The sequence below is a fragment of the Pseudomonas sp. S49 genome (assembly GCF_009866785.1).
Lineage (GTDB): Bacteria > Pseudomonadota > Gammaproteobacteria > Pseudomonadales > Pseudomonadaceae > Aquipseudomonas.
In genome coordinates this window covers 3,297,204-3,322,770 of the sequence record NZ_CP019432.1, presented here as the reverse complement: position 1 = coordinate 3,322,770, position 25,567 = coordinate 3,297,204, and the positions used below count along the sequence as shown (strand labels likewise).

Below are 25,567 nucleotides of genomic sequence, written 5' to 3'. Positions count from 1 at the left end.
TATAATTTCATGAAAATCTACAGAATATATTTCACGCCGGCAAGCCAAGGTGCTCAGTCACGCAGCCACGGCAGGTCTGCGTGCTGATAACGGTGGGCACGGAATATCGCGTTGTTTTCGCCCGGCAAATAGCGTCGCGAGGCCGCATCGGGATACGTGGCGAAGTGCGGATTGACGTACTCCCAGACCACTTCACCAGTCGGAGTGACTTCGAACAAACGGCCGAAGTTGGCCTCGGTGATCAGCGTATTGCCGTTGTGCAAACGCTGCGCGCCGCCCATGAACGGGGTGAAAAAGGCATACCCCGGGGTATCGGCGTATTGCCATTCGATGCGTTGCGTCGACGGGTTGATTTCGAGAATGCGCGAGTGCGGCATGCTCACGTGCGGGCGGAAGATGCCGTTGTCGAACACCAGCACGTTGCCGTTTTCCAGTTCACTCGGGCAATGCTGCTGCGCGACCAGATCGTGGCCCAGTCGCCACAGCACTTCACCACTGCCGCGCTGCACGGCGATCACTGACGAAACACTGCGCAGGCTGAGGATCACCTTGCCGTCACGGCCGGGGGTGACCGCGTTGGTCATCGGCCAATGGTGACGTTCGAACGCTGAGTGCAGCGGGTAATCCTCAGGGCGCAAGTGCTCCCAACTGCGCCATTCCCAGACCACATTGCCCTGACGATCAACTTCCTTGACCACGTCGGCATAAATCACCCCGCCCGGCGCCTCGCTGCCGGGAATGCCGCCCACCACGCGCCGGGCCAAATCGGCGCTCAATGGCTCGGCCGTGGTGTAAAGCAGATGGCCGTTGTCCAGCCATTGCGCGTCATGGTGGTGAAGCAGATCGGTGTGTTCCCAGACCACTTCGCCTTCCGGCGTCACTTCGCTGAACGCGCCGCCATGCCACACCGACCAGCCCGGAAAAAGATCCGGTGAATCAGGATGGTTGCCGTTGTAGCCGAGGTTGCCGTTGCGCAGGATCACCGCGTCACGGCCGGGGCGCTGAGGCAGTTTCCAGCGATGAACGACCTCGCCATCAAGGTCGATGAGGAACACATTGCCATCCGCCGTTTGTGGCGCGAACAGCGTGTAGCCGCCAGCACTGCGGGCATGATAGACAGCGATCAGGCCGGTTTTTCGGCGTTTGAGCGTGGTGGTTTCGAGGTGAGGCATGGCTTTTCTCCGGGCGTGTGAAAACCTGCCGCCAGCAACGCGGCAAGGTGAGCTCAAGGGTTATGGGTGGCTTGGCAGTAAAGGGTTGAAGCGATCGTCGAAGATCTGCCCGACCTGCAGCGGTCGCGGAATCAGACGCTCAGCGGCAAACAGATCGGCCAGACGCTGCTGCGAAGTGATGACTGACGACTCGATCGGCACGTAGTGAAGATCCTGATGCGCGAGCATTTCCTGCACCAGCGCAACGGGAAGCCGGGTGGTTTGTGCGAATACTTCAGCCCATTCCTGAGGGTGCTCAGTGGCCCAGGCTTGGGCGCGGGCCAGCCTGGCGAGCAGATCGCCCAGTTGCCCTGCCCGCTGCGGATCACTCAATGCCTGCAGGCTGGCGACGGTGAAATTCAGCCCGGTTTCCGGCCAGGCGCTGCCATCCACCAGAACCCGTGCACCGCGCGATGTCGCCTGGCCGACGAAGGGATACCACACCGCCCAGGCATCGAGCTTGCCGCTGGCAAACGCATTCTGTGCGTCCACCGGACTGACGTAGGCGATGTTCACATCCCGAGGCGTGAGGCCTGCTTTATGTAGCGCGGCCAACAACAAATAATGCCCGCTGCTGCCCTTGGCCACAGCGATGCGTTGCCCCTTCAGATCGGCGACCTGCTGAACGCTGGAGCCTGCGGGAACCAGCAGCGCATTGTTGTTTTGTGCACCGCTCGCGACGCCGATGATGCGGATGTCGAAGCCACCTGCCTGAGCGAACACCGGCGGTGCGTTGCCTACGACACCGGCATCGATCGCCCCGGCGCTCAAGGCTTCGAGCATCGTGGTGCCGGCCAGAAACGGATGCCAGGACAGCGCATAGGCAAGGTGTTGATCTTCACCGGCGGCGTGGAGCAATGCCTGGGTCAAACCGCTTTGATCGCCCAGTTTCAACGGCTCGGCAGTGGCCGACAGCGGCTGGCTGAGCAGCAACGCAACGCCGCACAGCAGCGCTTTTACAGGGTGTGCCAGCAGACGCTTGGCAGCAGGAAGTTTTACCGGCATTGTCGTGCGCTCATTTGTGCATTGATTTCAGTATGTCGAGGCCCGCCGTGTCGCTCCATGCCAAACACCCCTCCTTTGCTGCCATGACGGACGCCGCGCCGCTGCCTGTGCGCACCGTCGTGGTGTTGGCGTTCGATGACTTGCTGTTGCTCAATGCGGCCGGCCCGCTTGAGGTCTTTGCAGCCATACCGCGCGTGTTGGCTACGCCCTACAGCGCAAGTCCGCCGTACCGCTTGCTGGTGGCATCGCCGCGCGGCGGTCAGGTGATGTCCATTTCCGGCATCAGCGTTACCACCTGTTCGCTGGAACAGATCGATGCCATGGCCCCGGTGATCGACACGCTGATCGTCGCCGGAGGACCGGGCATGGCCGCGCTTGAAGCTGACGAAGCAGCGTGCGCTTGGCTACGCCGCCGCTCGGTTGACATCCGTCGGCTGTGCTCGATCGGTACGGGTTCGTTTGCCTTGGCCGCAGCAGGCCTGCTCGATGGCCGCGAAGTGGTGACGCACTGGAAATTCGCTGCCGAACTGCAGGCGCGCTACCCGGCAGTACGCTGCCAGACCGATGCGCTGTATCTGCACGATGGCAACCTCTGGACCTGCGGCGGCGCCACTGCCGGTATCGATCTGGCCCTTGGTCTGGTTGAACAAGACCTCGGCGCCCACGCCGCGCTGGCACTGGCGCGGTACTTCACGGTGTTTATGTGGCGTGATGCCGAACAGCCACAGCTCAGTGCCTCGCTCAATGCTCAATCCAAAGCTTTACGCACCGACCCGGATGCGCGTCTGGCGCGGCTGCACGCCTGGATTGCGGCGAACCTGAACGGAGACTTGCGCGTCGAGCGTCTGGCCGAACAGTTCGGCATGAGCCCGCGCCATTTTGCCCGCGCCTATGTCGCTGCCACCGGAGAAACCCCGGCGCAAGCGGTGGAGAACCTGCGTCTGGAGACGGCGACTCGATTACTCAAGACCACCCGCGAGCCGATCAAACGCATCGCCGAAACAGCCGGTTTTGGCCGCGAGGAGCGCATGCGCCGGGCCTTCAAGAAGCATTTGGGCATCAGCCCCCACGGCTACCGCAGTGAAATGAAAGCCGCTGCGACGGGAGCGGCGCCGCCGTTGGGCATTGCGCTGGCGGGGCTGGCCCAATAACTCGCTCCGCGGATCAATGCTGTAGCGCATAGCGCCGGCAATGTTCCAGATAGCCGCCCACGCCGCTCGAATGCTTCAAAGTGTTCCAGAGAAATGCGCACAAGCTGTCCGCCCTAGAGTGGCAGTTCGACGCGCGCCAACAACCCTCCAGCGTGGCGGTTGTTCAGCGTCAACTCGCCGCCCTGCTCGCGCGCAATCGCCCGCGCTGCCGACAGCCCGAGGCCCACACCGCCGGTATCACGATTGCGCGAAGCCTCCAGGCGAAAGAACGGATCGAAGACCTGCTCCAACGCCGCCTCGGGAATACCGGGGCCGTCATCGCTGACCTCAATGCAGATCGAATACTCGTCATATTTCAACGCAATGCCCGGATGCTGCGCGTACTTAAGCGCATTCTCCAGCAGATTGACGATCACCCGCTTGATCCCCAGTGGTCGACCTTCGTACACCAGATGCGCCGGGCCTTCGAAGTCGACGTGCAGGTGTTGATCGCGGTAATCGTCGACGATGGTTTGCAGCAGCTCCGACAGATCGAACGCGGTGGTCTGCTCGCGGTGGGTGTCTTCGCGGAAGAACGCCAACGCGGCGTTGATCATCGACTGCATCTCTTCAACGTCGCGAATCAGTTTGCCCTGATGATCGAGGTCTTCCATGAACTCACTGCGCAAGCGCATGCGTGTCAGCGGCGCACGTAAATCGTGGGAGATCGATGCGAGCATGTGCGTGCGCTCGGCGATGAAGTGCTGGATCTGCGCCTGCATGGTGTTGAAGGCGATGATCGCCTGGCGGATTTCGTCAGGGCCTTCGAGCTTGATCGGCGGTGCCCGTAGATCGGTGCCGAATCGTCTCGCGGCGCGGGCGAACCGCTGCAAGGGGTTGGCCAGTTGGCGGGTGGCGACCCAGGCAACCAGCAGCGTGGCAATCAGTCCCAAGGCGATGACGATCGCGATACGCACGCCAAATTCCAGGCCCCAACTGCGCTCCGGCGGGATAAATGACAACCAGCTGCCATCGACCAATTGCACGACGGCGGCGTAATGCGCCTGGGGACTGCCGTTCGGCCAGTCGCCTGGGCTGAACACCTCGATTTTTCGATCAATGCCCAGCAGTTGCTGGAGCACCGGCACCCTGCTCGCTGGCAGGCGAAGCCCGTCATTGGGCAGGTCGAAGTCCGCGCGTTGCGCTTGCCACGACACGTGCAGCATGGCGCTGCTCGCCGCCGCGGCCAGTTGCGGGCGCAGGCTGGCCGGGGCCGCTTCGATCACCCGCGAGGTCGCGGCAATCTGTTCCAGCAGGCCGGTGCGTTCAATCGGTGGCCGCGCCCAGATCCCGGCGACTTGCACGAACAGCGCATTCAACGCCAGCGAAGCAACCATCGCGGCAATGATGGTCAGGGCAATGCGCCGGCTCAGGGTATCGCCACGCCACAGTTGGCGGATCACGAGCGGCTGACCTTGGCGGTGAACAGATAACCGCCGTTGCGCACGGTACGGATCAAGTCCGGGCGCTTGCTGTCCGGTTCGATCTTGCGGCGCAAGCGGCTGACTTGCACATCGATGCTGCGGTCGAAGGCGTCATGACCATGGCCGTGGGTCAGGTCGATCAACTGCTCGCGGGTGAGGATGCGCTGCGGATGATCGAGGAACACCACCAGCAAATCGAACTCGCCGCCGGACAGCGGAATCATCACGTTTTCCGGGGAGCGCAGTTCGCGACAGGTGATGTCCAGATGCCAACCGGCGAAGCCGATCACCGGGCGTGAAGGCTCAACTGTTTGGCGCTGTTCGCCGGCGCGACGCTGCAAGGCACGCACCCGCGCGAGCAGTTCCTGCGGGGCAAAAGGTTTGGTCAGGTAATCGTCCGCGCCCAGTTCCAGGCCGACAATGCGATCACTCAACTCGGCCATGGCCGTGAGCATGATGATCGGAATGCCCAGCTGCGCGCGCACCTTCTGACACAGGCTCAGGCCACTTTCGCCGGGCATCATCAGATCAAGAATGATCGTGTCCGGACGGTTCAGCGCGATTGCCGCCCACATGGCTTCGCCGTGGGACGCCACGTCGACTTCATAGGCGTGCTGCACGAAGAACTTCTTCAGCAGCGCGAGGATTTCCACGTCGTCGTCGACGAACAGCAGTCTGCTCACAGTCACAGGATCCATGCACCAAAAAAAGCCAATCTAAAGCCATTTCGCCGCCCGGGTCATTTATTTCAATCGAGCAACATTTCTACGCGCCAGACATCAAGCGGACATTCTCCGGCAAAACCTCGCGGGCATTCTGCAGCTATTTCAAGCAGGGGGATTGGCATGAAGGTATTGAACAGCAAACCAGGCATCACGCCGCACAACGGCAATCGGCCGTTGATTCTCAGCCAGCGCACCGCCGCGCTCGGCCCGGATACACCGGTGGTGTTTCAGGAATCGTGCCTGGGCGTTTCCACTGATCAGAGCACGGTAGTGCTGCGCCGGTACTTCGAGCATTTCAGCCCGACCAATGCGCACTGGGTGGAATACGTGCACAGCGTCAACACCGCTGATCTCATGAACTGGATCATGGCCCACGGTCGATTGCACATCGAATGCTCGGACAACATGACGCAAAACAAGGAAGCCGTTTGATGTCGCGCATTCGTTCAATGTCGCTGTCTGTTGTCGCCACGCTGAGCCTGGCGGCGTGCAGCAGCAAAACGCCGGAACACGCTGGGTTTCTGCGTGACTACAGCGTGTTGGCCGAGCGCCGGTCGCCGTCCGGGCAGCCTGTGTTGGCGTGGGTCAGCCCGGCCCTCGCCCGGGGTCGATACACGCAGGTTTATCTGGCGCCGAGTCAGTTCTACCCGAGTGCCGAACCGACGCCGCGCATTCCGCTGAGCACCTTGTCCGGGGTCACCGACTACTACGACGCCGCGTTACGGCTGGAACTGGGCAAGGTGATGCATCTGGTCAATCAACCCGGGCCGAACACCCTGGTGGTGCGCCCCGCCATCACCCAAGTGGCGACCAGCACTCAGGGGTTGCGCTTTTATGAGTGGCTGCCGGTCACCCTTGTCGCTGCGGGCGTTAGCACGGCGACCGGCATCCGTGACCAGGACAGCGAAGTCGCCACCGAGGTGTCGTTCGAGGACGGTTCGACCGGCGAAGTGATTGCCGAAGTGGTGCGCAAAGGCACCGGGGTGCCACTGGAGAACGACAAGCAGGTACTGACTGCCGATGACGTCAAGGTGGTGCTGGATGGCTGGGCCAGCGACCTGCGGCAATCGTATACGGCCATCCGCCGGTAAACACACATCCCCTTCTTGATCGTTCCCACGCTCTGCGTGGGAATGCAGCCGGGGACGCTCCGCGTCCCAACAAGATCGCAGCCTTCGGCAGCTCCTACAGGGAAAATCAGGGTGCGTCAGGAAAAAAAGCGCCGAGCAGTGAATTATTTCGTGTCCTCATGTATCTGAGCCAAAGAGTACGCGCCATCAAATAGATGGCATCTACGCGGCACGATGGATCAGCAAAGAGAAGACCCGGATGAAATCACGCAAGAAAACCGTCAAGCCGATTGGCCTGAAAGACATCACCATTGTCGACGACGCCAAAATGCGCAAGGCGATCACCGCCGCCGCACTGGGCAATGCCATGGAATGGTTCGACTTTGGTGTCTACGGCTTCGTCGCCTATGTGCTCGGCAAAGTGTTCTTCCCTGGCGCCGACCCCGGCACACAGATGATCGCCGCGCTGGCGACATTCTCGGTGCCCTTCCTGATCCGGCCGCTGGGCGGCTTGTTCTTCGGCGCATTGGGTGACAAGTACGGACGACAGAAAGTCCTCGCCGCGACCATCGTGATCATGTCGCTGAGCACCTTCGCCATCGGCCTGATTCCGTCCTATGCCTCGATCGGCATCTGGGCGCCGATCCTGTTGCTGCTGGCAAAAATGGCCCAGGGTTTCTCGGTCGGTGGCGAATACACCGGCGCGTCGATCTTCGTCGCTGAATATGCACCGGATCGCAAACGCGGCTTCCTCGGCAGCTGGCTGGACTTCGGCTCGATTGCCGGTTTCGTCCTCGGTGCCGGTGTGGTGGTGTTGATCTCGACGACGCTGGGCGAAGCGAAGTTCGAGGAATGGGGTTGGCGTCTGCCGTTCTTCCTCGCCTTGCCGCTGGGCATGATCGGCCTCTACTTGCGTCACGCCCTGGAAGAAACCCCAGCGTTCCAGCAGCACGTCGAAAAGCTTGAGCAAGGCGATCGCGAAGGCCTCGCCGGTGGCCCGAAAGTCTCGTTCAAGGAAGTCGCGACCAAACACTGGCGCAGCCTGATGACCTGCATCGGTGTGGTGGCGGTGACCAACGTCACCTACTACATGCTGCTCACCTATATGCCGAGTTACCTGTCGCACAACCTGCACTACAGCGAAAACCGTGGTGTGCTGATCATCATCGCGATCATGGTTGGCATGCTCTTCGTGCAGCCGGCAATCGGTTTCATCAGCGACAAGATTGGCCGCAAACCTTTTATCGTCGTCGGCAGCATCGGTTTGTTCATTCTGGCGATCCCGGCGTTCATGCTGATCAACAGCGGCAAGATCGGTTTGATCTTCGCCGGCCTGCTGATGCTGGCCGTGTTGCTGAACTTCTTTATCGGCGTCATGGCCTCCACCCTGCCCGCGATGTTCCCCACGCACATTCGCTACAGCGCACTGGCGGCGGCTTTCAACGTTTCGGTGCTGATCGCCGGCCTGACCCCGACCGTGGTCGCCTGGCTGGTCGAGAGCACCAATAATCTGTACATGCCGGCGTATTACCTGATGGTCATCGCCGTGATCGGTCTGGCCACCGGCGTGACCATGAAAGAAACCGCCAACAAGCCGTTGCGTGGCGCTGCGCCGGCGGCCTCTGACCTTGAGGAAGCCAAGGAACTGCTGCAAGAACACCACGACAATATCGAGCAGAAAATCGAGGACATCGACGCTGAAATCGCCGCGCTGGAGGCCAAGCGCAAGGAGCTGGTGCAGCAGCACCCGCGAATCAACTGAGCAATGAGCGCAAACCCGGCACTGGCCGGGTTTGCGCCTTGGCGGCCGAGGCAGGCTCGCGCAGATGCAACCGTGGGTGCCGAAAGCCTGATCAAGGCGCGTTGACCACCACATACGTCACATCACTGCCCTGATACTGCGGCTGGTACCAGGTCGAGCCGCACTGCATGTAGGCGACGTTGTACTGAATCACCTGCACACAATTGCTGGGCATTTGCGCCGGGGTAAAGATCGAGCCCACCACCGCCGCCGTGACTGCGACGGTTGCCGTTACCGCCGCTGCGGCCGCCAGCGGATGGTAGTGATCGTCGTAGCCATAACGGCCATGACCGTCGACATCAATATCGACATCGCGACTGTTGTCGATGTTGACGTTTCGGTTGCCGTTGCGATTGCTGTTATTGACGTTCGTGCGGTTGCCGACGTTGTTGCCGGCATTGACCCGATTGCCCGAATTGACCCGATTGCCGGCACTGACATTGTTGGTGCGCTGCGGCGCATTGATCCGCTGCGCCCGTTGCGCATTCGGCGCCGGCGCGCGGTTGACGTTGGCGCGGGCATGGCCCTGAGCGCGTTGCCCCCGGGCGTCGGCTTCGGCCACATAACCGGCGGTCAGCAGCGTGGCGGCGGTCAGCGACAACAACAGACTCCACGTCATCGACTTGTTCATGTCATTGCCCTCCCTGATCGCTGGCTTTTTTAAACGCAATCGCCACATCGCCTTTGCCCGGTTTGAAGGTGAACTGCGTGTCCGGGATAGTTGGCTTGAGGTTCCACTGATACACCGCGCTGTATTCGGGGAAGCTCTTATCGTCGGTGGTGGTGATCACCAGTTTGCACGGCAAAGGTTTGTCGGAACGGGTCAGCCACAATTGCCAGTCGATGCCTTCCTGGCGAAACGCCAAATGGTCGCAGAGCTGGCCCTTGATGACCGACGGGCCCACGTACAGCGCGGCTTTCAAGGCATCGATCTGCGCTTGGTCACTGCCGAACAGAAACAGGTCCTCCATCGGTACCTGCACACCGTAGAAGTTCTCGACCTTGTGTAAGGTTTCCGCGACGGTGGCCGGCGCATCGACGGTGGTGTAGTACTTCAGGTACGGCGAGTATTGGGTGAGTTGTTTGCCGTTATAGAAAAACTCGCGGGTGCGCACATCGCCTTCGCTTTTCGCATACAAACGATCCTGGCCGATCACTTTCAGGGTATTGGCGGACTCGGTCTTGATCTTCTGCCCGGACTCCAGAACGGTGTCGCGCGAGACTTGAGCATCGACCTGGAATTTCGGCAGGCTGCGCAGGTAGTTGCCCATGTCGATGAGCTTGTCGACCACTTGCGGGTTGATCAACGGCGCATCGTCCGTGGCCTCGGTAGGGGGCGCGGCGGGCGGGTCTTCGGCGCGGGCTCCCGGCGCGAGAACCAACGTGAACATCAGGCAGACAATACTGGCTGGGGCTTTCATCGGTTCCGCTCCTGTCCCTGCGTGGGCATTGCGCCCGAAGGGTGACTGATTGACCAGCCTAGACCTCAGTCCGCGGGTACGCCAATGCGTCAGCGAGAGGGGGTGAATGTCACGGCAGATGTTCTTTGCGCTGGCTCTCCAGAAGCTCGGTGACATCGGCCGGTTGGTACACCCAGCCGATAAACAACTCATAACCGACGGCGAGAATCACCGGCCCGGTGAACAAACCAATAATGCCGCTGGTGACCATGCCACCGAGCGCTCCGATCAGTACCACCGGCATCGGCACCGCCACTCCGCGACCCAGCAACATCGGTTTGAGCACGTTGTCGGCAAGCCCGGCAATCGCCATCCACACCGCAAAGATAATCGTGCCAGCGCTGACCCCGTCCACTGCGAAGACATAAATCACGATGGGCAGCGTGATCAGCAGCACCGGCAATTGGGTGATGCCCAGCAGCAACACCATCAAGGCGAGAATGCCGGCCGCCGGTACGCCCATGATCACCAACGCGACGCCCACCAGCAGCATCTGAATAAAGGCGATACCAACCACGCCCTGCGCCACGGCGCGGATGGTTGCCGTGCACAGTTCGGCGATCTGCGGGCCGCGCACCGGCCCGGAAATACGTGTGGTGATGGCTACCGCTGTGCGGTGGCCGCGCTCGCCGTGGTGCATGATCAGCCCGGCGACGATCAAGGCAACCACGAACACCACAATGCCCGCTCCGACACCGGCGGCTTGATGCAACACCACTTTGCTCCAGTCCTTGAGGTGTGGCGCCAGTTCCTGAAACACCCAGCTCAGATCCTGTGACGCATGCATCCAGATGCCGTACAGCGGCGCGCCAATCAGCGGCCAGCCTTCGACACTGGCCGGGGGCGACGGAATCTCGAACTGCCCCGCTTCAAATGTGTGCATGCTGCCCTTGATCGAATCGGCGATCGACGCGCCCAACAGGCTTAACGGCAACATCAGAATCAGCAGGCCTAAAAGCACGAGAATGATTGCCGCCCAGCCGTAGCGATTGCCGAGTTTCGCGCCCAGCAGCTGATTCAGCGGATACAGCGTGACCGCCAGGATCAGCGCCCAGAGCATGACATTGAGAAACGGATGGAAAATGTCGTAGCAGAACAACACCAGAATGGTGATCAGGCCCGCGCGTATAAGAACGTCCAGCAAGGCTCTGGAACTGTGAAAGGTGATCTGCGGTTGGTCTTCCATGTCGGCGCTCCTGAGTGGGCCATCGATGAACCGCTCTGAGCCTAGTTCACAACCGGCGCATCGTCTCGACGGGGACCAGACACGAGTCGCGGCTAAACCTGAAGGCTGATCTGCATCCATAGGGAATTCGCGATGAAGTCCACGCATTCACTGATCATTTCTTGCGCTGGCAAGAGCCAGGCATAGCCGCTTGTCAGGAAAGATTTGGCAATGCCTGGCTTATCTGAACGGTTCAAGCAATGGTTTCATACTTGGATATGAGGTTGCTATTGCTTGATACCAAGAAGTTCAACGTCGTAGATAAGTGCCGCATTAGGCGGGATTGCGGTGCCGGCCCCTCGTGATCCATAGGCGTCATGGGCAGGAATTTCCAGACGGCAGCGTGCACCTAGACTCATTAGAAGAATAGCGTTGTCCAAGCCAATAATGACCTGTCCCACACCAATTCTCATGGTAAGCGGTGAGTTTCTGTCACGGGTTGAATCGAAAACCTTCCCATCAGTCAAGGTGCCAATGTAGTGGAGTGTGACTATGTCTCCTGCACTCGGAAAGTTAACGCCGTCACCGGGTTTAATCACTTCAATCGTAGTTTGAGTAATTTCCATTGTGAATCTCCTTGAATGAGGGTAAGTGCATTGCAGCAGCACTGCTACAGACCTGCATGTTCAAGGACTGGACGATGATTTTGAACTGTCATAAATGACAGGTTTTTAGCTTATTTGGCGATAGCCAAGCTGTGATTTAGTCCCGTTGGCTTCTCTCTGCCCGAGGAGCGCGCTCCAAAAAGCAGATATACGTGTTAACCCTCAACGCAAATCCCCCCGCAGATAAGATTCAACACACTTCGCATATGCCGGGCATGAGCGTCCCTGTCGGGCTTTGCCTCAGTCGCAAGACGTATAAACGCGATGTTCGCGTACTGATTGAAGAGCGTGGCAGCCACATCGATATCAACTGACTCGCGCACCTTGCCCAACCGCTGAAAATGCTCCAGCAAAGCCTTGGTTTCTTCAATGACTGCGGCATTCCACGGACTCATCGCCTCTGCCAACTCACCCGTCAGCAGAAACGGCGCCAACTCCCGCCACAGCGAAGCCGGCATCGCCTGCAGCTGGTAATCGGTCATCAGCCCTTCGAACTCGCACAGCGCCTCCAGCGGGTCGCTGTCCTCGTCCAGATTGGCCCGCGCCTCGCGCATGGCTTGCTCGTCGGGTTGCTTGAGCAGGGCCAGCAGAATCTCCTGCTTGCCGCCGAAATAGTTCACCACGGTCGGTGCGGAAACCCCCGCCTGCACGGCGATCTGGTCCAGCGTGGTGGCCGCAAAGCCGTTGCGCTTGAACAACTCGAGCGCCGCTTCGGCAATCACCTGCCGGCGCTGTTCCTTCTGCCGTTCTCTGAGTCCGCTCATGTTGCCTCTGATGATCCTTGCCAATGGCCCTCAGCCTACGGAGATCTTTTTTCACCGACAAATATTTTCTTTACAAAAATATTTTTAGATGACAAAACTTTCTCCCTGCAGCGCTGCAACGAACTCACTCACTTGCCCTTTGCTCTGGAGATCCGCCATGTCCGCCGAATTCGATTCGACCCGCAGTACCCGCGATTACCAAGCCTCTGACGCCGCTCACCACATCCACGCGTTCGTTGATCAGAAGGCCCTCAACGAGGAAGGCCCGCGGGTGATGGTCAGCGGCGATCGGCTGGCGTTGTGGGACAACGACGGCAATCGATATCTGGACGGCATGTCCGGCCTGTGGTGCACCAACCTCGGTTACGGGCGCAAGGATCTCGCCGCTGCCGCGACCGCGCAGTTGGAGCAACTGCCCTACTACAACATGTTCTTCCACACCACTCACCCGGCGGTAATCGAGCTTTCCGAGCTGCTGTTCAGCTTGCTGCCCAAGCACTACAGCCACGCGATCTACACCAACTCCGGTTCCGAAGCCAACGAAGTGCTGATCCGCACCGTGCGCAAGTTCTGGCAAGTGATGGGCAAACCCGAGAAGAAAATCATGATTGGCCGCTGGAACGGCTACCACGGCTCGACCCTGGCCGCGACGGCGCTGGGCGGGATGAAGTTCATGCATGAGATGGGCGGCACCATTCCTGATGTGGCGCATATCGATGAACCGTACTGGTTCGCCCACGAAGGTAATCTCAGCCCGGAAGAATTCGGCCTGCAAGCGGCGCGACAACTGGAAGACAAGATTCTCGAACTGGGCGCCGACAAGGTTGCCGCATTTGTCGCCGAACCGTTTCAGGGTGCGGGCGGCATGATCATTCCGCCGGCGACGTACTGGCCGGAAATTCAGCGAATCTGCCGTCAATACGATGTGTTGCTGTGTGCTGACGAAGTGATTGGCGGGTTTGGTCGCACCGGTGAATGGTTCGCGCATCAGACGTTCGGTTTTGAGCCGGACACGCTGTCGATCGCCAAGGGCCTGACCTCGGGTTATATCCCTATGGGTGGCTTGATTCTGTCACGGCGAATGGCTGAAGCATTGGTCGAGAAAGGTGGCGTGTTTGCCCACGGCCTGACCTATTCCGGGCACCCGGTTGCGGCGGCGGTGGCGATTGCCAACCTCAAGGCCTTGCGCGATGAAGGTGTGGTCGCGCAGGTGAAATCCGATACCGGACCGTATCTGCAGAATTGCCTGCGCGAGGTGTTCGGCAATCACCCGTTGGTCGGTGAGATTCAGGGCGTTGGGCTGGTGGCGGCGTTGCAGTTTGCTGAGGACAAAGCAACGCGCAAGCGCTTTGCCAATGAAAACGACATTGCCTGGCGTTGCCGCACGATCGGCTTTGAGGAAGGATTGATCATTCGTTCGACATTGGGGCGGATGATCATGGCGCCGGCGCTGGTGGCCACGCGCACGGAGCTGGATGAGTTGATCGACAAGACGCGGACTGCGGTGGATCGGACGGCGCGGGAGTACGGGGTGCTGTGATCGGCTGAAGGAATATGGCGGCCGCAATACCGCTATCGCGAGCAGGCTCACTCCTACATTTGGAATGCGTTCCCCTGTAGGAGTGAGCCTGCTCGCGATGGCGTCAGTCGGGTTGAAAACAGGCAAGATTCAATCCCGCCGATTACTCCGCACGCCGCTTGGTGTTAAATAGGCGCCAGTCTTAACCTTGTCGCTTATAGCTGTGCAACGAGAACCGATATGAACACCCATTCCAGGAAAAACACCCAAATTCAAACAGCGGTGGCCGCATGATCGAAGTCACCGAAGTTTCCATTGCCCAACTGCGCGCCGCACTCGAGTCCGGCCAGACTACCGCAGTCGAACTGGTGCAAGCCTATCTCGCCCGTATCGATGCCTACGACGGTGCCAACACACCGACGGCGCTGAATGCCGTAGTCGTGCGCAACCCTGAAGCGTTGAACGAAGCACAGGCGTCCGATGCCCGTCGTGCCAAAGGCGAAACCCTCGGCCCGCTCGACGGCATTCCTTACACCGCCAAGGACAGCTATCTGGTCAAAGGCCTGACCGCTGCGTCCGGCAGCCCGGCCTTCGCTGATCTGGTTGCCTATCGCGATGCCTTCACCATCGAACGCCTGCGCGCCGCCGGGGCGATTTGCCTGGGCAAGACCAACATGCCGCCGATGGCCAATGGCGGCATGCAGCGCGGCGTCTACGGTCGCGCTGAAAGCCCTTACAACGCCGATTACCTGACTGCGCCGTTTGCCTCCGGTTCGTCGAACGGTGCCGGCACCGCCACCGCCGCTAGTTTCGCCGCGTTCGGTCTGGCTGAAGAAACCTGGTCGAGTGGGCGTGGCCCGGCGTCCAACAATGGTTTGTGCGCCTACACACCGTCACGCGGGGTGATCTCGGTGCGCGGCAACTGGCCGTTGACCCCGACCATGGACGTGGTCGTGCCTTACGCGCGGACCATGGCTGACTTGCTCGAAGTCCTCGACATCGTCGTCGCCGAAGACCCGGACACCCGTGGCGATCTCTGGCGTCTGCAACCGTGGGTGCCGATCCCGAGCGTCAACGAGGTGCGCCCCGCCGCTTACGCCGATCTGGCGGCCGACGCCAAAGCGCTCGCCGGCAAGCGTTTCGCCGTGCCGCGCATGTTCATCAATGCCGACCCTGAAGCCGGCACCAGCGAAGCACCGGGCATCGGTGGCCCGACCGGCCAGCGCATCAACACCCGTGAGTCGGTGATCGATCTGTGGAAGCAGGCGCGTCAGGCGCTCGAAGACGCCGGCGCCGAAGTCGTCGAAACCGATTTCCCGCTGGTCTCCAACTGCGAAGGCGATCGCCCCGGCGCGCCGACTGTATTCAGCCGTGGTCTGGTCTCGAAAGAGTTCCTTCACCATGAGTTATGGGATCTGACCGCTTGGGCGTTCGACGATTTCCTGCAAGCCAACGGCGACCCGAAGCTGAATCGTCTGGTCGACGTCGACGGGGCGAAGATCTTCCCGCACGAACCGGGCACCCTGCCCAACCGTGAGGGCGATCTGGTGGCGGGCATGGACGAATACGTGCGCATGGCCGAGCGCGGCATCACGCCGTGGAATGAAATTTCCACAGTGCCCGACGGCCTGCGCGGTCTCGAGCAGACTCGACGTATCGATCTTGAGGACTGGATGGACAAACTGGGCCTCGACGCCGTGCTGTTCCCGACTGTCGCCGACGTCGGCCCGGCGGATGCGGACGTCAACCCGGAGTCGGCCGACATCGCCTGGAGCAACGGCATCTGGGTGGCTAACGGCAACCTCGCGATCCGCCACCTCGGCGTACCGACCGTCACCGTGCCAATGGGCGTGATGGCCGACATCGGCATGCCGGTCGGCCTGACCTTCGCCGGCCGCGCCTACGACGACTCGAACCTGCTGCGCCTGGCGGCAGCGTTTGAATCGACCGGCAGCAAACGGCAGATCCCGCCACGCACGCCGCCGCTGGCGTAACGCGCTTAAAACTGTAGGAGCGAGCCTGCTCGCGATGGCGATGTGTCTGCCGACAGAAATATCGCCTGATGTACCGCCTTCGCGAGCAGGCTCACTCCTACAAGGGATTGTGTGTAGCCATTAATCTCTTGAGTCCCCCTGAATCCCTGTGGGAGCGAGCCTGCTCGCGAAAGCGCAGTGCCAGTCGACAGAAATATCGCCTGATGCACCGCCTTCGCGAGCAGGCTCACTCCCACAGGTTTTGTGTAACCCCGTAAATTCAGCACATCCGCTCAATCCCCTGCACTGCATTCCCGCGATCATCCAGGCCACCTTAATTGCCGCTGGCCACTGATCATGATCGACCGCGCCCCTTCGCGCCTCACCCTGCTCGCGCTGCTCTGCGGTCTGACCACCACCGCCCACGCCAGCGGTTTTTTCGACGACGCCAAAAGCGAAATCCTCAGCCGCAACTTTTACCTAAGCAACGACTACCGCTCGCCCTCACCGTCCGGCAAAAACTACAAACAGGAATGGGCTCAAGGCTTTATCGGCACCTTCTCATCCGGTTTCACACCCGGCACGGTCGGCTTCGGCATCGATGCCCACGCCTTCGCCGGGCTGAAACTCGACGGTGGCCGGGGCCATTCCGGCACCGGTCTGCTGCCGGTCGACAGCAACGGTCGCAGCGAAAACGATTACTCCAGCGCAGGTGGCGCGCTCAAATTGAAAGCGTCGCGCACCACCCTCGCCTTCGGCGAAATGACCGTGGAAACCCCGGTGTTCGACACCTCCGACAAACGCCTGCAACCGGAGTACGCCAGCGGTTTTCTGCTCAACAGCGCCGAGTTCGATCACCTCAATCTGGTCGCCGGGCATTTCACCGCGTTCAAGAATCAGGACCGCTCATCCGGCAAAGGCGACTTCTACGGTTACGGCGCCAATACCGAGGCCGGCGGCATCAGTTTTCTCGGCGCCGACCTGTTCACCGACAGCCCCGTCGGCGGCGCGTTGTACGCCTCGGAACTCACAGACACCTGGCATCAGTACTACGGCAATCTGCACTTCAAGCAATCCGGCGTACTGCTCGACGCCAATCTCTACCACACCCGCGACACCGGCCGCGCGCTGGCCGGCGCCATCGACAACACCGCGTTCAGCCTGTCCGGCAAATACGCCTTCGGCCCCCACGCGGTGATGCTCGGTTGGCAAAAAATCAATGGCGACACGCCGTTCGATTTCGTCGGCGGCGACTCGATCTACCTCGCCAACTCGATCAAATACGCCGACTTCAACGGTGCCAACGAACGCTCCTGGCAAGCGCGCTACGACCTCGACCTCGGCGCCTTGGGCATTCCCGGCCTGACCTTCATGACCCGCTACGTCTCCGGCAGCCACATCGACGGCACCCTCGCACCCCGAGGCGGCGCCTACAACCCGTTCGATCCTGACAGCGGCAGTTACCAGCCGCAGCAAGGCGACGGCGGCAAGCACTGGGAACGGGATATCGATTTGAAATACGTCGTGCAGTCGGGCGCGGCGAAGGATCTGTCGGTGCAGCTCTCGCATGTTTCACATCGAGCCAATGAAGCACAGGCCGGCGATGACATCGACCGGATCTACGTGGTGATCCAGTACCCGCTGGGTTTCTGAAGCAACACGATCAACCCGCCCGCAATCGCTCCCACAGGTTCCTGCGTCGGCCACAAACCCTGTTTTTGATCTTTGAAATCAAAATCAAAAGATTACAGCGTACCGCGGCGCCTACAGCCGCCAGCCAAATGCCATCACCTCCCTTATCCTGCGCACCCGCCAAAAACGCCAAGCCAGGAAGGCATTGATTGACCTTCCTGTTTGCCGTCAATCAACACACGCAGATTCAGGGATGTACATGTTCCAGTTATTCAAACTCGGCGCCGCAGCTGTGCTCGCCGCGACACTCAGCGGCTGCATTACCGAAAGCGCTTCATGGGTCAGCGAACCTCTGCAACCGAAAGCCAACGAGCCGGTCAGCTACCTCGTCGGCTCGATCGGGCCGCAGTCCGTCAAATTCCCTGCCGCTGACAACCAGCGCATTTTCTTCCGCAAGCGCGGTTCCGAATACGGTGCCGCCGGTATCTGGAAACTGGCCGGTGCCTACTCGACGCCTCAGGACATTCAGGACGGCGTCGGCGCGGCGAGCGTGTTCGTGCTGCCCCTGAAGCCGGGCGATTACGAGTTCTATGACTTCCAGTTCTTTTCCGCCCGCTACCAGCCTGGGCTCGGCACGGTTTTCACCTCGGCCGAAGCGCGAGAGAAATTCAACCTGCCGATGCGACTTGAGCCCGGCAAGGCCTACTACATTGGCGAATTTCGCTCGTTCTGCCTGACTGCCGGTTTCTGCGCGTTCCGCTGGAGCGACCAGAACGCCCGTGACGCAGTGGTCGCTCAGCGCATGACCCCGGGGCTGCCAACGCTGCAACCGCTGAAACTCGATCTGAAACGCGCCGAACCCTACATCTTTGCCGGCCCCACTGCACCGGTGGCCGTGGACGTCAAACCATGAAAAAAATCATCGCCCTCACCACCGCCGCGCTGTTGACCGGCTGCACAGCCACCAACACCTTGCCGGAGCGCACCCTCGCCGACGGTCAGGATTATCTGATGCCGATCCACGTCATGGTCGATGACCCGATGAATTCATCGACCCTGCGCAATCATCTGCGCCAGACCGGGGTGTTCCGTGACGTCCAGACCGGTACCGCCAAAGGTGACGAGTACAGCGTCCAGGTCAAACTGAACATGCAGCGTGAGTTTCCGCCGTTTCCGCTGGTGTTGCTCAGTTGCGCCACGTTGTTCACGCTGCCGTTATCCAAGGAGTACAACACCGAGGCGCAATTCTCGGTCTATCAAGGTGACAAGCGCCTGAAGCAATACAGCTATCGCAACACCACGCAGAAATACACCTGGCTGCTGGATCAGGGCGGTGAACTGGAAGGCCAGAATCTGAGCCGCATCGCCCGCGCGTTTGCCCAGGACGTCCAGCATGATCGTCTGATCCCTGCCGACGGGGCTGCGCAATGAACCTCAACGTCATCAAGCTTGCCGCCCTGCTCTTCGCCCTGCTGACGCTGGGTGGTTGCGCCAATACCCTGCAACCGCTCGACTATAAGGCCAGCACCGCCTACGTACCGGTCACACTCGGGCTCGGACCGGCCTACAGCCGAATTGATGAACAGCATCAGCGCGAAACCATCAGTGCCCTGAAAAACACCGGCGCCTTTTCCATGCTCGATGGTGGCTACAGCCGCAACGGCTACAGCCTGTTGATCACCGAACCGCACGACGGCAAGGTCAACTGGCTGGCGCTGGTGAACGTCTTCACCTTGTTCACCTTTCCCATGCCTTACCACTACCAGGACAACCTGCGCGGCTCGGTCTTCAAGGACGGCGAACTGCTCAAGACCTACAACTACTCGCGCGAAGGCTGGAGCGTCATGACCTGGTACGTGCCGATTCCAGCGTTTGAAAACAAGCGGCAGATGCTTGATCAGTTGCTGGTGGAAATGGACAAGGACAAGGTAATTCCGTATCAGCCGTGACGTGTGATGGTGTGCGACGGCTGTTAGTAGATGTGATGAATGTGTTGCGCCGGCAGATTCGTTTGCGCGCCTGATAGCGGCAAGATCAAAAGATCGCAGCCTTCGCCATGCCCTGCACAGATCCCTGTAGGTGCTGCCGAAAGCTGCGATCTTTTGCTTTTCAGTCTCGCGCCAATGACCACTCGTCGCCACCTGTCAGATCTGACAGGTGCGCAATCCGCCCTTTAGCCGTTCAATCACTCCATCGCTGAAACTCACGGAGTGCCACGCCATGTCCGACAACGACCCATCCAACAACGCCCCGCGACTGCTCAAGGAACTCGACATCCCCGGCCGTACCGGTCCGGTGTCACCGACGCCTCTGATATGGGGCATCAACCGTGGCGCGTTGCTGGACAACTTCCCGCGTCAGGGTCTGCTGTGCCGGGCCGGGCCTTGGGGGACGATGGGTCTCCGCGACTCGCTGCGGATCTTGCGGGATGCCGATGTGCAGATAGGGTTGGAAATCGTTGACAAGGATGAGGTCGACACCGAGCTGCAAATGTTCGTGGAGGCCAAACACCTTCCCGAAGGTATGCACGCAATCTCCTACGCCGTCACCCGCCTCGGCGGTACGCCCGAACACTCGGAAGTGATGCAGGTGCTGGTCAAACTCACCCTCCCCGGCGGCCCTGATCACAGCGAAGGGCCGGGGCATCCGGAACTGGTGATGCGCATTCCCGAGGAGATTCTCAAGGACGGTGTCCACCAGGACAACATTGGCACTGGCATATCGATCACCCTCGGAAAAGCGGACGGTTCGCCGCCTTATCCGTTCGCCGCCGCTGGCGATACGCCTCAATTCAGCTGGGGCGGGGTGTTCGTTTCTGGCCCTGCGCTGACCCAGGAACAGGCTGAAGGCAAGACGCCGGTTATCGTGACCATTCCAAAGGAAACCATTGTGGACGCCGGCGACTCTGGCGAGGCCGGGCTGGCCGTCGCCTTCGAAGTGTACGACCTGGTCCACAATCGCTCCGACGGCTGGAGTGTCGAGCAACGGGTCGTCGTGACGCTTGACGAAACCCGGCTGGGCGCGCCGTTGCTCAAGGAGGCACTGAACAACGTGCTGGACGTCGACAAACTGGGCGACGCCGACGGTACGGTGCAAGTTGTGGCCGTAAACCCTTCCCCCCCTCCAATCCCCCCTCGACCGATTGACTTCGAGGTCGGTGACACCATTTTTGTCCGAATCAAAGGCACGCCGAAAGAAGGTCCGCCGATCGACATTGAATTACCGGGAAAGGTCTTGATCGGCGTGCCCAGCGTTCCCGAGATCACTGTGTCCAACGCCGTGCTGCGCCAACTGGCTCAGGCTCAGATCGCCCTCTCTTATCGCCTGGAAAAGGCCGACGGCAGCGCACAACGGAATGCCAAAACCCAGTTCATCAGCGCCATTGGCGAGATTCATCGACTCGCCGCTCCCGTGGCACTGGAGGCCAAACAAGGCGCCATCGATCCGCTGGATCCGGACCTGAAACAGGTCACCATCGAAATCGCCTTCGACCCCGCCTTCGACGTCGGCCAAGCGATCAAGCTGTTCTGGCTCGGCACTCGCCCCGACCTGAGCACCTACCTGCCGAACCTGAACCTGCGGCCGATTACCCAAGGCGATATGGACGCCCAACTGCCGCTGCAAATCATCGTCGACAAGCAGCACCTGACACCGATCATTGGCGGCAAACTGGAGCTGTATTACCAGTTGCTGATCGATGACTCGGTGCTCGCCACCATGAGCAAACTCAACCAGACCCACGCCATCCGCGAATCGATCCACGCCGACATCCTGCAGATCGGCGAACCACGCAAGGAATTGCCTGAGCCGACAGTTGACGGCGTGGTCAACGGCGCCCTGCCAGCCGATACCAGCAGCACCACGCTGACCGTCAACTACCTCAAGACGTTCAAGGACGACATCGTCACCCGTTTCTGGGAAGGCTCGATCACTGGTGTAAGCAACGACTGGGTCAAACTGAGTGCCATCACCGCCGGCCAGCCTGTGCCGTTCACCATCAAGGCCGAGTTGATCAAGGGTAATGAGGGCGGAACAGTAAAGGCCTCGTACGAACTCAAACGCGCAGCGGGTGGGACGAGTTATTCGGATACGCTGGAGTTCAGTGTCGGGGTGGCGCTGGAAAATCCATTGCCTTTGCCGCAGATGCCAATCGCCAACGGTTCGGGCGCGAGTGTGACGCTGGCACCTCTGGACGCTCAGACCGGAGCCAAGGTCATCGTGGCCTACACGGGGATGAACGATACACAAAACATCAAACTGACCATGGCGGGCACGCCCGGCGCCGGCTCACCGGACATCCCCGCCAAACAAGGCGTTGCCAGCGGCAGCGTCGAGTTCCTGATTCCCGCCACAGCCATCGCAGCCAACATCGGCAACGAAACCAAAACCTTCACACTCAGCTACGAAGTCACCGCAGGCCAGACAACTCCATCTTTGCCTTTGACCGTCAGCGTCACGCCGCTGCCTGCGACAGAGCTGGACAAAATCAGCATTGAACAAGCCGAGGGCACGGTGCTGGATCTATCGAAGGTGACGTTGGGCGCAACGATTCTCGCTGGCGTCTGGGCATTTATAGCCGCCAATCATCGGGTAGGACTGAACCTCAAAGGTACGAAGAATAACGGCGATGCCTTCCATCACGTGGTATGGCCGTGGCCGTCTTCCTACGTTAATCAAAACTGGTTCAACAGCGGTCAATACACACATACGCTGGCGTACAACGCCATCAAGGACCTGGCGGATGGCAGTCGGCTGGAGTTGCATTTCAAAGCCGCGCTGACGTTGAGTCGGGAGGAAGCCGAGGCAATTGATGCGCCGGTGAAGGTTTATACGATCAAGGCGCTGGATCTGGCAGCGCCCCACATCAAGGAAGCATCCAACGACACCCTGAATCCCTTGGACGCCCAGACCAGCCTCACGGCCATCGTGGATTATGTGGGAATGCTGACTGGAGACAAGATTACCGTGACCTGGGCTGGCGGCGAAAACACGCCCGCGGACGGCACGCATACCACCGAGCCGTGGCCGGTGACGACGGTGGGGCAGCAGAATATCCCATTGCTGAAATCAGTGGTGGCCTTCAACCTTGGCAAGCCAGTAGTGGTGAGCTACACCGTGACCCGCGGTAGCAGTGAGCCAATGTCGTCGCTGACATTAAGACTGACGGTGCAATCACTGCAACAGAAGGACTTACCCCGCCCTGAAATCGACGGTGCCATCGGCGACAAGCTGGATGTCAGGAGTCTGACGGGCACCGAAAACCTTCGGGTGACAGCGTGGCCTTTTCAGCTTTCGGGGCAAAACGTTTGGTTACGCTATGACAGTACCCATGAGAATGGCACACCGGCCGAACATATTGTTTGGGTCGGAAGTCCGCACCACTACACGGACGGATTAACCTATCTGGCCCCCATGGATTGGCTAAGGGCCCTCAAGGACGGCTGCGCATTGACGGTGACCTTTAGAGTGAACTTCGACAAAGTCGCCAGTGATGCCACGGCAGTGAATTTCCCGGTACGCACCTATACGGTTAGCGCAGTGCAGTATGGTGTGCCGAGCTTCACCAACGCGCCTTACACCATCGCCCCGTCTGGCCGGCTGAAAAACATTGAACTGCTCCTCGTCTCCAGCGATGAAAGCCCCATGCCCGGGAGCAAGCTCAGCTTGGTGCTGCCGGAAGGCTTCACGTACGCCGATGGTGGCAGTGGTGAGCGCGATTTCATCACCGATGGTTTCGGCAGGCTCAGCGTCGGTGGCGTTAAAGGAACTGGCAGTCCCGGCGGTTACAGTTTGAGCGCCACCCATGGTACTCAGGACGCCAATGCAAGCGTAACCGTTACGGAGCTGGGGCCGGTTGGTACTGTCAGGATCGAGGGGAGTCCTAACGGGATCGCCATCAGCCCGGACGGTACACGTGCTTATGTCTGTAACCAAATTTACCCAGCGGTGGTCTCGATGATTGATACGGCTACGAATATAGCCTTGAACATCCCTACCGAGGACTCTTCGAATGGGGTCGCCTTCAACCCGGACGGAAGCCGCGCTTATGTCTGCCACGGACGTTTAGACATAATTTCTGTAATTGATACGGCGACGCATCAAGTCCTCGCCCGCATTCCGGTCGGGCACCATCCGTACTGGTTAGCTGTCAGTCCGGACGGTTCCCGCGTTTATGTGTCCAACTACAGTAGCAATACGGTTTCGGTGATTGATACGACGACGGATCGAGTCTTGGCGAGCATCCCGGTTGGAAGCGGTCCAAGGGGGATTGCTGTCAGCCCGGACGGTACACGCGCGTATGTGCCCAACTACGTAAGCAGTACGGTTTCGGTGATTGATACGGCGACGAATCGAGTCCAGACGAATATTCCGGTCGGGCGCTATCCGTACTGGATCGCCTTCAACCCGGACAATACCCGCGCCTATGTCAGCTGCGATGCTGACGGTACGGTCGATGTGATTGATACTGCGACTGATCAAGTCCTGATCAACATCCGGACAGGGTCACCTTTGCGCGGGATAGCCGTCAGTCCGAACGGTACACGCGCCTATGCCTGCAACTACAATATAAACGAGGTATCAGTGATTGATACGGCGACCAATCAAGTACTGACGAGTATCCCGGCCGGTTTCCAGCCGCAATACATTGCCATCAGCCCGGACGGTACCCGCGTTTACGTCATCAATGGTCTAATGAATACGCTCTCGGTGATTGAGGTCTGAGCAGGAGTAACCGGGGCGAGACCCTGAGGGATCTCAAGATCCTTGCTCGACTTTTCGCCTTTTAAACCGGAGTGTCTAAAAGACACCTCCAAGACTAAACGGGGCCAGACTACGTTTTTCCAGTAAGCGTTATCAGGGACAGCCCACGGTTCCCCGCAGATCTTCGTCCGATTTTTGCCTTTTAAACTTTAGTGTTTAAAAGACACCTCAAGACACGCCTTCAAGGCTACAAATTCTTGCGCCTTTGCCTACAGCTACGCCAGAATCCGCCGGCTTGTGCGCCTTGGGGGCGGGTTCTATTGTGGTGCGGTCGCTGATTACTTCAGTGATCGGGTTTAGCAGCCCGGGTTAACTCTAGACGCACAAAGTCTGTTGCCGTAATGGCGGCTTTGCGTGGGGCACTTCGGTGCGCCGGGTTCTAGAGTCCTGGTCTGCTAACCCGCGTACAGCCGCCACCTCCTTCGTTAGCAGCGAACGGTGGCAGCTTCACTACTCTAGAGGCTTTACCGATGATCAAACCAACACCCAACCCGCCCGAAACCGACCTCGCCTCCCCCTACGAATCTCTCGATTCAAAAAAGCTCAACGACGCCGCCGAACGCGCGCTCGATCACTACCTCTGTCCACCCGGCTCCACCCCGCCACCACGCAAAACCCGCCGGATGTACGCCGTTACTGCAGATTTCAAAAACGAGGAACTGCTGGCCGATGCCAGCGAAACACTCGCCTCCGCCAGAACCATCGCCCATGACTTCGCTCATCTCATACCCGCGTCGCAGCGCAGGACGCTGTTGGGCATCGCGCAATTGATCATGCTCGGCGAGCTGGCGGTGAATCGGGTGATGGATAATCTGGAATTGCCGCAGTAGCGGGCCTCAATGATCGTTCCCACGCGCCGCAAAGGAATGCCTCAACGGACGCTCCGCGTTCGGCTCTGGATGGGACGCAGAGCGTCCCGGGCTGCATTCCCACGCGGAGCGTGGGAACGATCAATCAACGGCAGCCGTTCTTTGGCTTTCTGGAAACTGGCGGAAGACAGCCGGAGTCGAACCTGCCCGGGAACGGATGCCCTGCCCGACCGGGTTTGAAGCCCGGCCGCGGCACCGGGCGCGATTGCCTTCCTTTAACTCATTGTGCGTCGACGTGGGCCAGCGCGTTGTCGGGGCTTCGGCGGGATTCGCCGGCGCTATCAAAATATTCCAGAGACTGAATACAGCGTTTGCGTCCCAGGCTGGTGGAA

At 60.0% G+C, this 25,567-nt stretch carries 21 protein-coding genes and 1 tRNA gene; 12 read left to right on the top strand and 10 right to left on the bottom strand.

Annotated features, from left to right (window positions below; all coding sequences use genetic code 11):
- Positions 1–53 precede the first annotated feature (53 nt).
- Both PspS49_RS14625 and PspS49_RS14620 read right to left on the bottom strand, forming a co-directional pair.
- Positions 54–1,172 (bottom strand): aryl-sulfate sulfotransferase, encoded by a 1,119-nt coding sequence (locus PspS49_RS14625; RefSeq protein ID WP_160039919.1) that lies wholly within the window; start codon positions 1,170–1,172, stop codon positions 54–56.
- 60 nt (positions 1,173–1,232) lie between these two features.
- Complete coding sequence (locus PspS49_RS14620; protein WP_160039917.1) at positions 1,233–2,216, bottom strand: ABC transporter substrate-binding protein; 984 nt, start codon at positions 2,214–2,216, stop codon at positions 1,233–1,235.
- 47 nt (positions 2,217–2,263) lie between these two features.
- On the opposite strand from PspS49_RS14620, the gene PspS49_RS14615 reads away from it, so the two are divergent.
- A complete protein-coding gene (locus PspS49_RS14615; RefSeq protein WP_238786350.1) occupies positions 2,264–3,367 on the top strand; it encodes a helix-turn-helix domain-containing protein in 1,104 nt (367 codons plus the stop codon).
- A 113-nt stretch (positions 3,368–3,480) separates the two neighbouring features.
- Here PspS49_RS14615 and PspS49_RS14610 read toward each other — a convergent pair whose 3' ends face one another.
- Both PspS49_RS14610 and PspS49_RS14605 read right to left on the bottom strand, forming a co-directional pair.
- Positions 3,481–4,809: an ATP-binding protein gene (locus PspS49_RS14610; RefSeq protein ID WP_160039913.1), complete on the bottom strand. Its 1,329-nt coding sequence runs from the start codon at positions 4,807–4,809 to the stop codon at positions 3,481–3,483.
- Positions 4,806–5,528 (bottom strand): response regulator transcription factor, encoded by a 723-nt coding sequence (locus PspS49_RS14605; protein ID WP_127927448.1) that lies wholly within the window; start codon positions 5,526–5,528, stop codon positions 4,806–4,808. Before PspS49_RS14605 ends, PspS49_RS14610 begins: the two co-directional genes overlap by 4 nt.
- A gap of 147 nt (positions 5,529–5,675) precedes the next feature.
- Between PspS49_RS14605 and PspS49_RS14600 the strand changes: the two genes are divergently transcribed.
- The 3 genes from PspS49_RS14600 to proP all read left to right on the top strand — a co-directional run bounded on the left by PspS49_RS14600 (position 5,676) and on the right by proP (position 8,387).
- Entirely contained in the window at positions 5,676–5,987 is a 312-nt protein-coding gene (locus tag PspS49_RS14600; RefSeq protein ID WP_127927446.1) for a hypothetical protein, read from the top strand.
- A complete protein-coding gene (locus PspS49_RS14595; RefSeq protein ID WP_160039911.1) occupies positions 5,987–6,646 on the top strand; it encodes a DUF3313 domain-containing protein in 660 nt (219 codons plus the stop codon). The genes PspS49_RS14600 and PspS49_RS14595 overlap by 1 nt, the downstream gene beginning before the upstream one ends.
- A gap of 238 nt (positions 6,647–6,884) precedes the next feature.
- Positions 6,885–8,387, top strand: coding sequence for a glycine betaine/L-proline transporter ProP (gene proP, locus PspS49_RS14590; RefSeq protein WP_077572961.1), 1,503 nt, complete (start codon positions 6,885–6,887; stop codon positions 8,385–8,387).
- A 91-nt stretch (positions 8,388–8,478) separates the two neighbouring features.
- On the opposite strand, the gene PspS49_RS14585 is transcribed toward proP, so the two are convergent.
- The 5 genes from PspS49_RS14585 to PspS49_RS14565 form a co-directional block, all read right to left on the bottom strand.
- Complete coding sequence (locus PspS49_RS14585) at positions 8,479–9,057, bottom strand: hypothetical protein (RefSeq protein ID WP_160039909.1); 579 nt, start codon at positions 9,055–9,057, stop codon at positions 8,479–8,481.
- Position 9,058: 1 nt separating this feature from the next.
- Complete coding sequence (locus PspS49_RS14580; RefSeq protein ID WP_160039907.1) at positions 9,059–9,847, bottom strand: DUF2092 domain-containing protein; 789 nt, start codon at positions 9,845–9,847, stop codon at positions 9,059–9,061.
- Between the two features lie 109 nt (positions 9,848–9,956).
- On the bottom strand, positions 9,957–11,072 hold the full coding sequence (locus PspS49_RS14575) for an AI-2E family transporter (RefSeq protein ID WP_160039905.1): 1,116 nt from the start codon (positions 11,070–11,072) through the stop codon (positions 9,957–9,959).
- A gap of 266 nt (positions 11,073–11,338) precedes the next feature.
- On the bottom strand, positions 11,339–11,677 hold the full coding sequence (locus tag PspS49_RS14570) for an FKBP-type peptidyl-prolyl cis-trans isomerase (protein ID WP_160039903.1): 339 nt from the start codon (positions 11,675–11,677) through the stop codon (positions 11,339–11,341).
- A 194-nt stretch (positions 11,678–11,871) separates the two neighbouring features.
- Positions 11,872–12,480 carry a TetR/AcrR family transcriptional regulator gene (locus tag PspS49_RS14565; RefSeq protein WP_160042536.1) on the bottom strand — a complete coding sequence of 203 codons (609 nt, stop codon included), beginning with the start codon at positions 12,478–12,480 and terminating at the stop codon, positions 11,872–11,874.
- 157 nt (positions 12,481–12,637) lie between these two features.
- Here PspS49_RS14565 and PspS49_RS14560 point away from each other — a divergent pair, with 157 nt between their 5' ends.
- The 8 genes from PspS49_RS14560 to PspS49_RS14525 all read left to right on the top strand — a co-directional run bounded on the left by PspS49_RS14560 (position 12,638) and on the right by PspS49_RS14525 (position 25,196).
- On the top strand, positions 12,638–14,020 hold the full coding sequence (locus PspS49_RS14560) for an aspartate aminotransferase family protein (RefSeq protein ID WP_160039901.1): 1,383 nt from the start codon (positions 12,638–12,640) through the stop codon (positions 14,018–14,020).
- A 269-nt stretch (positions 14,021–14,289) separates the two neighbouring features.
- On the top strand, positions 14,290–15,993 hold the full coding sequence (locus tag PspS49_RS14555; RefSeq protein WP_160039899.1) for an amidase: 1,704 nt from the start codon (positions 14,290–14,292) through the stop codon (positions 15,991–15,993).
- 336 nt (positions 15,994–16,329) lie between these two features.
- Positions 16,330–17,625, top strand: coding sequence for an OprD family porin (locus tag PspS49_RS14550; RefSeq protein ID WP_160039897.1), 1,296 nt, complete (start codon positions 16,330–16,332; stop codon positions 17,623–17,625).
- Positions 17,626–17,863: 238 nt separating this feature from the next.
- Positions 17,864–18,517 (top strand): hypothetical protein, encoded by a 654-nt coding sequence (locus PspS49_RS14545; RefSeq protein WP_127927424.1) that lies wholly within the window; start codon positions 17,864–17,866, stop codon positions 18,515–18,517.
- Positions 18,514–19,035: a hypothetical protein gene (locus tag PspS49_RS14540; protein ID WP_150774358.1), complete on the top strand. Its 522-nt coding sequence runs from the start codon at positions 18,514–18,516 to the stop codon at positions 19,033–19,035. The genes PspS49_RS14545 and PspS49_RS14540 overlap by 4 nt, the downstream gene beginning before the upstream one ends.
- The gene (locus PspS49_RS14535) at positions 19,032–19,553 is read left to right on the top strand and encodes a hypothetical protein (RefSeq protein ID WP_150751471.1); all 522 of its coding nucleotides are present in this window, start codon (positions 19,032–19,034) and stop codon (positions 19,551–19,553) included. Before PspS49_RS14540 ends, PspS49_RS14535 begins: the two co-directional genes overlap by 4 nt.
- 271 nt (positions 19,554–19,824) lie before the next feature.
- A complete protein-coding gene (locus tag PspS49_RS14530) occupies positions 19,825–24,327 on the top strand; it encodes a YncE family protein (protein WP_160039895.1) in 4,503 nt (1,500 codons plus the stop codon).
- Positions 24,328–24,836: 509 nt separating this feature from the next.
- The gene (locus tag PspS49_RS14525) at positions 24,837–25,196 is read left to right on the top strand and encodes a hypothetical protein (protein WP_008083868.1); all 360 of its coding nucleotides are present in this window, start codon (positions 24,837–24,839) and stop codon (positions 25,194–25,196) included.
- Between the two features lie 157 nt (positions 25,197–25,353).
- Here PspS49_RS14525 and PspS49_RS14520 read toward each other — a convergent pair.
- A tRNA-Sec gene (locus PspS49_RS14520) sits at positions 25,354–25,449 on the bottom strand.
- Between the last annotated feature and the right edge of the window lie 118 nt (positions 25,450–25,567).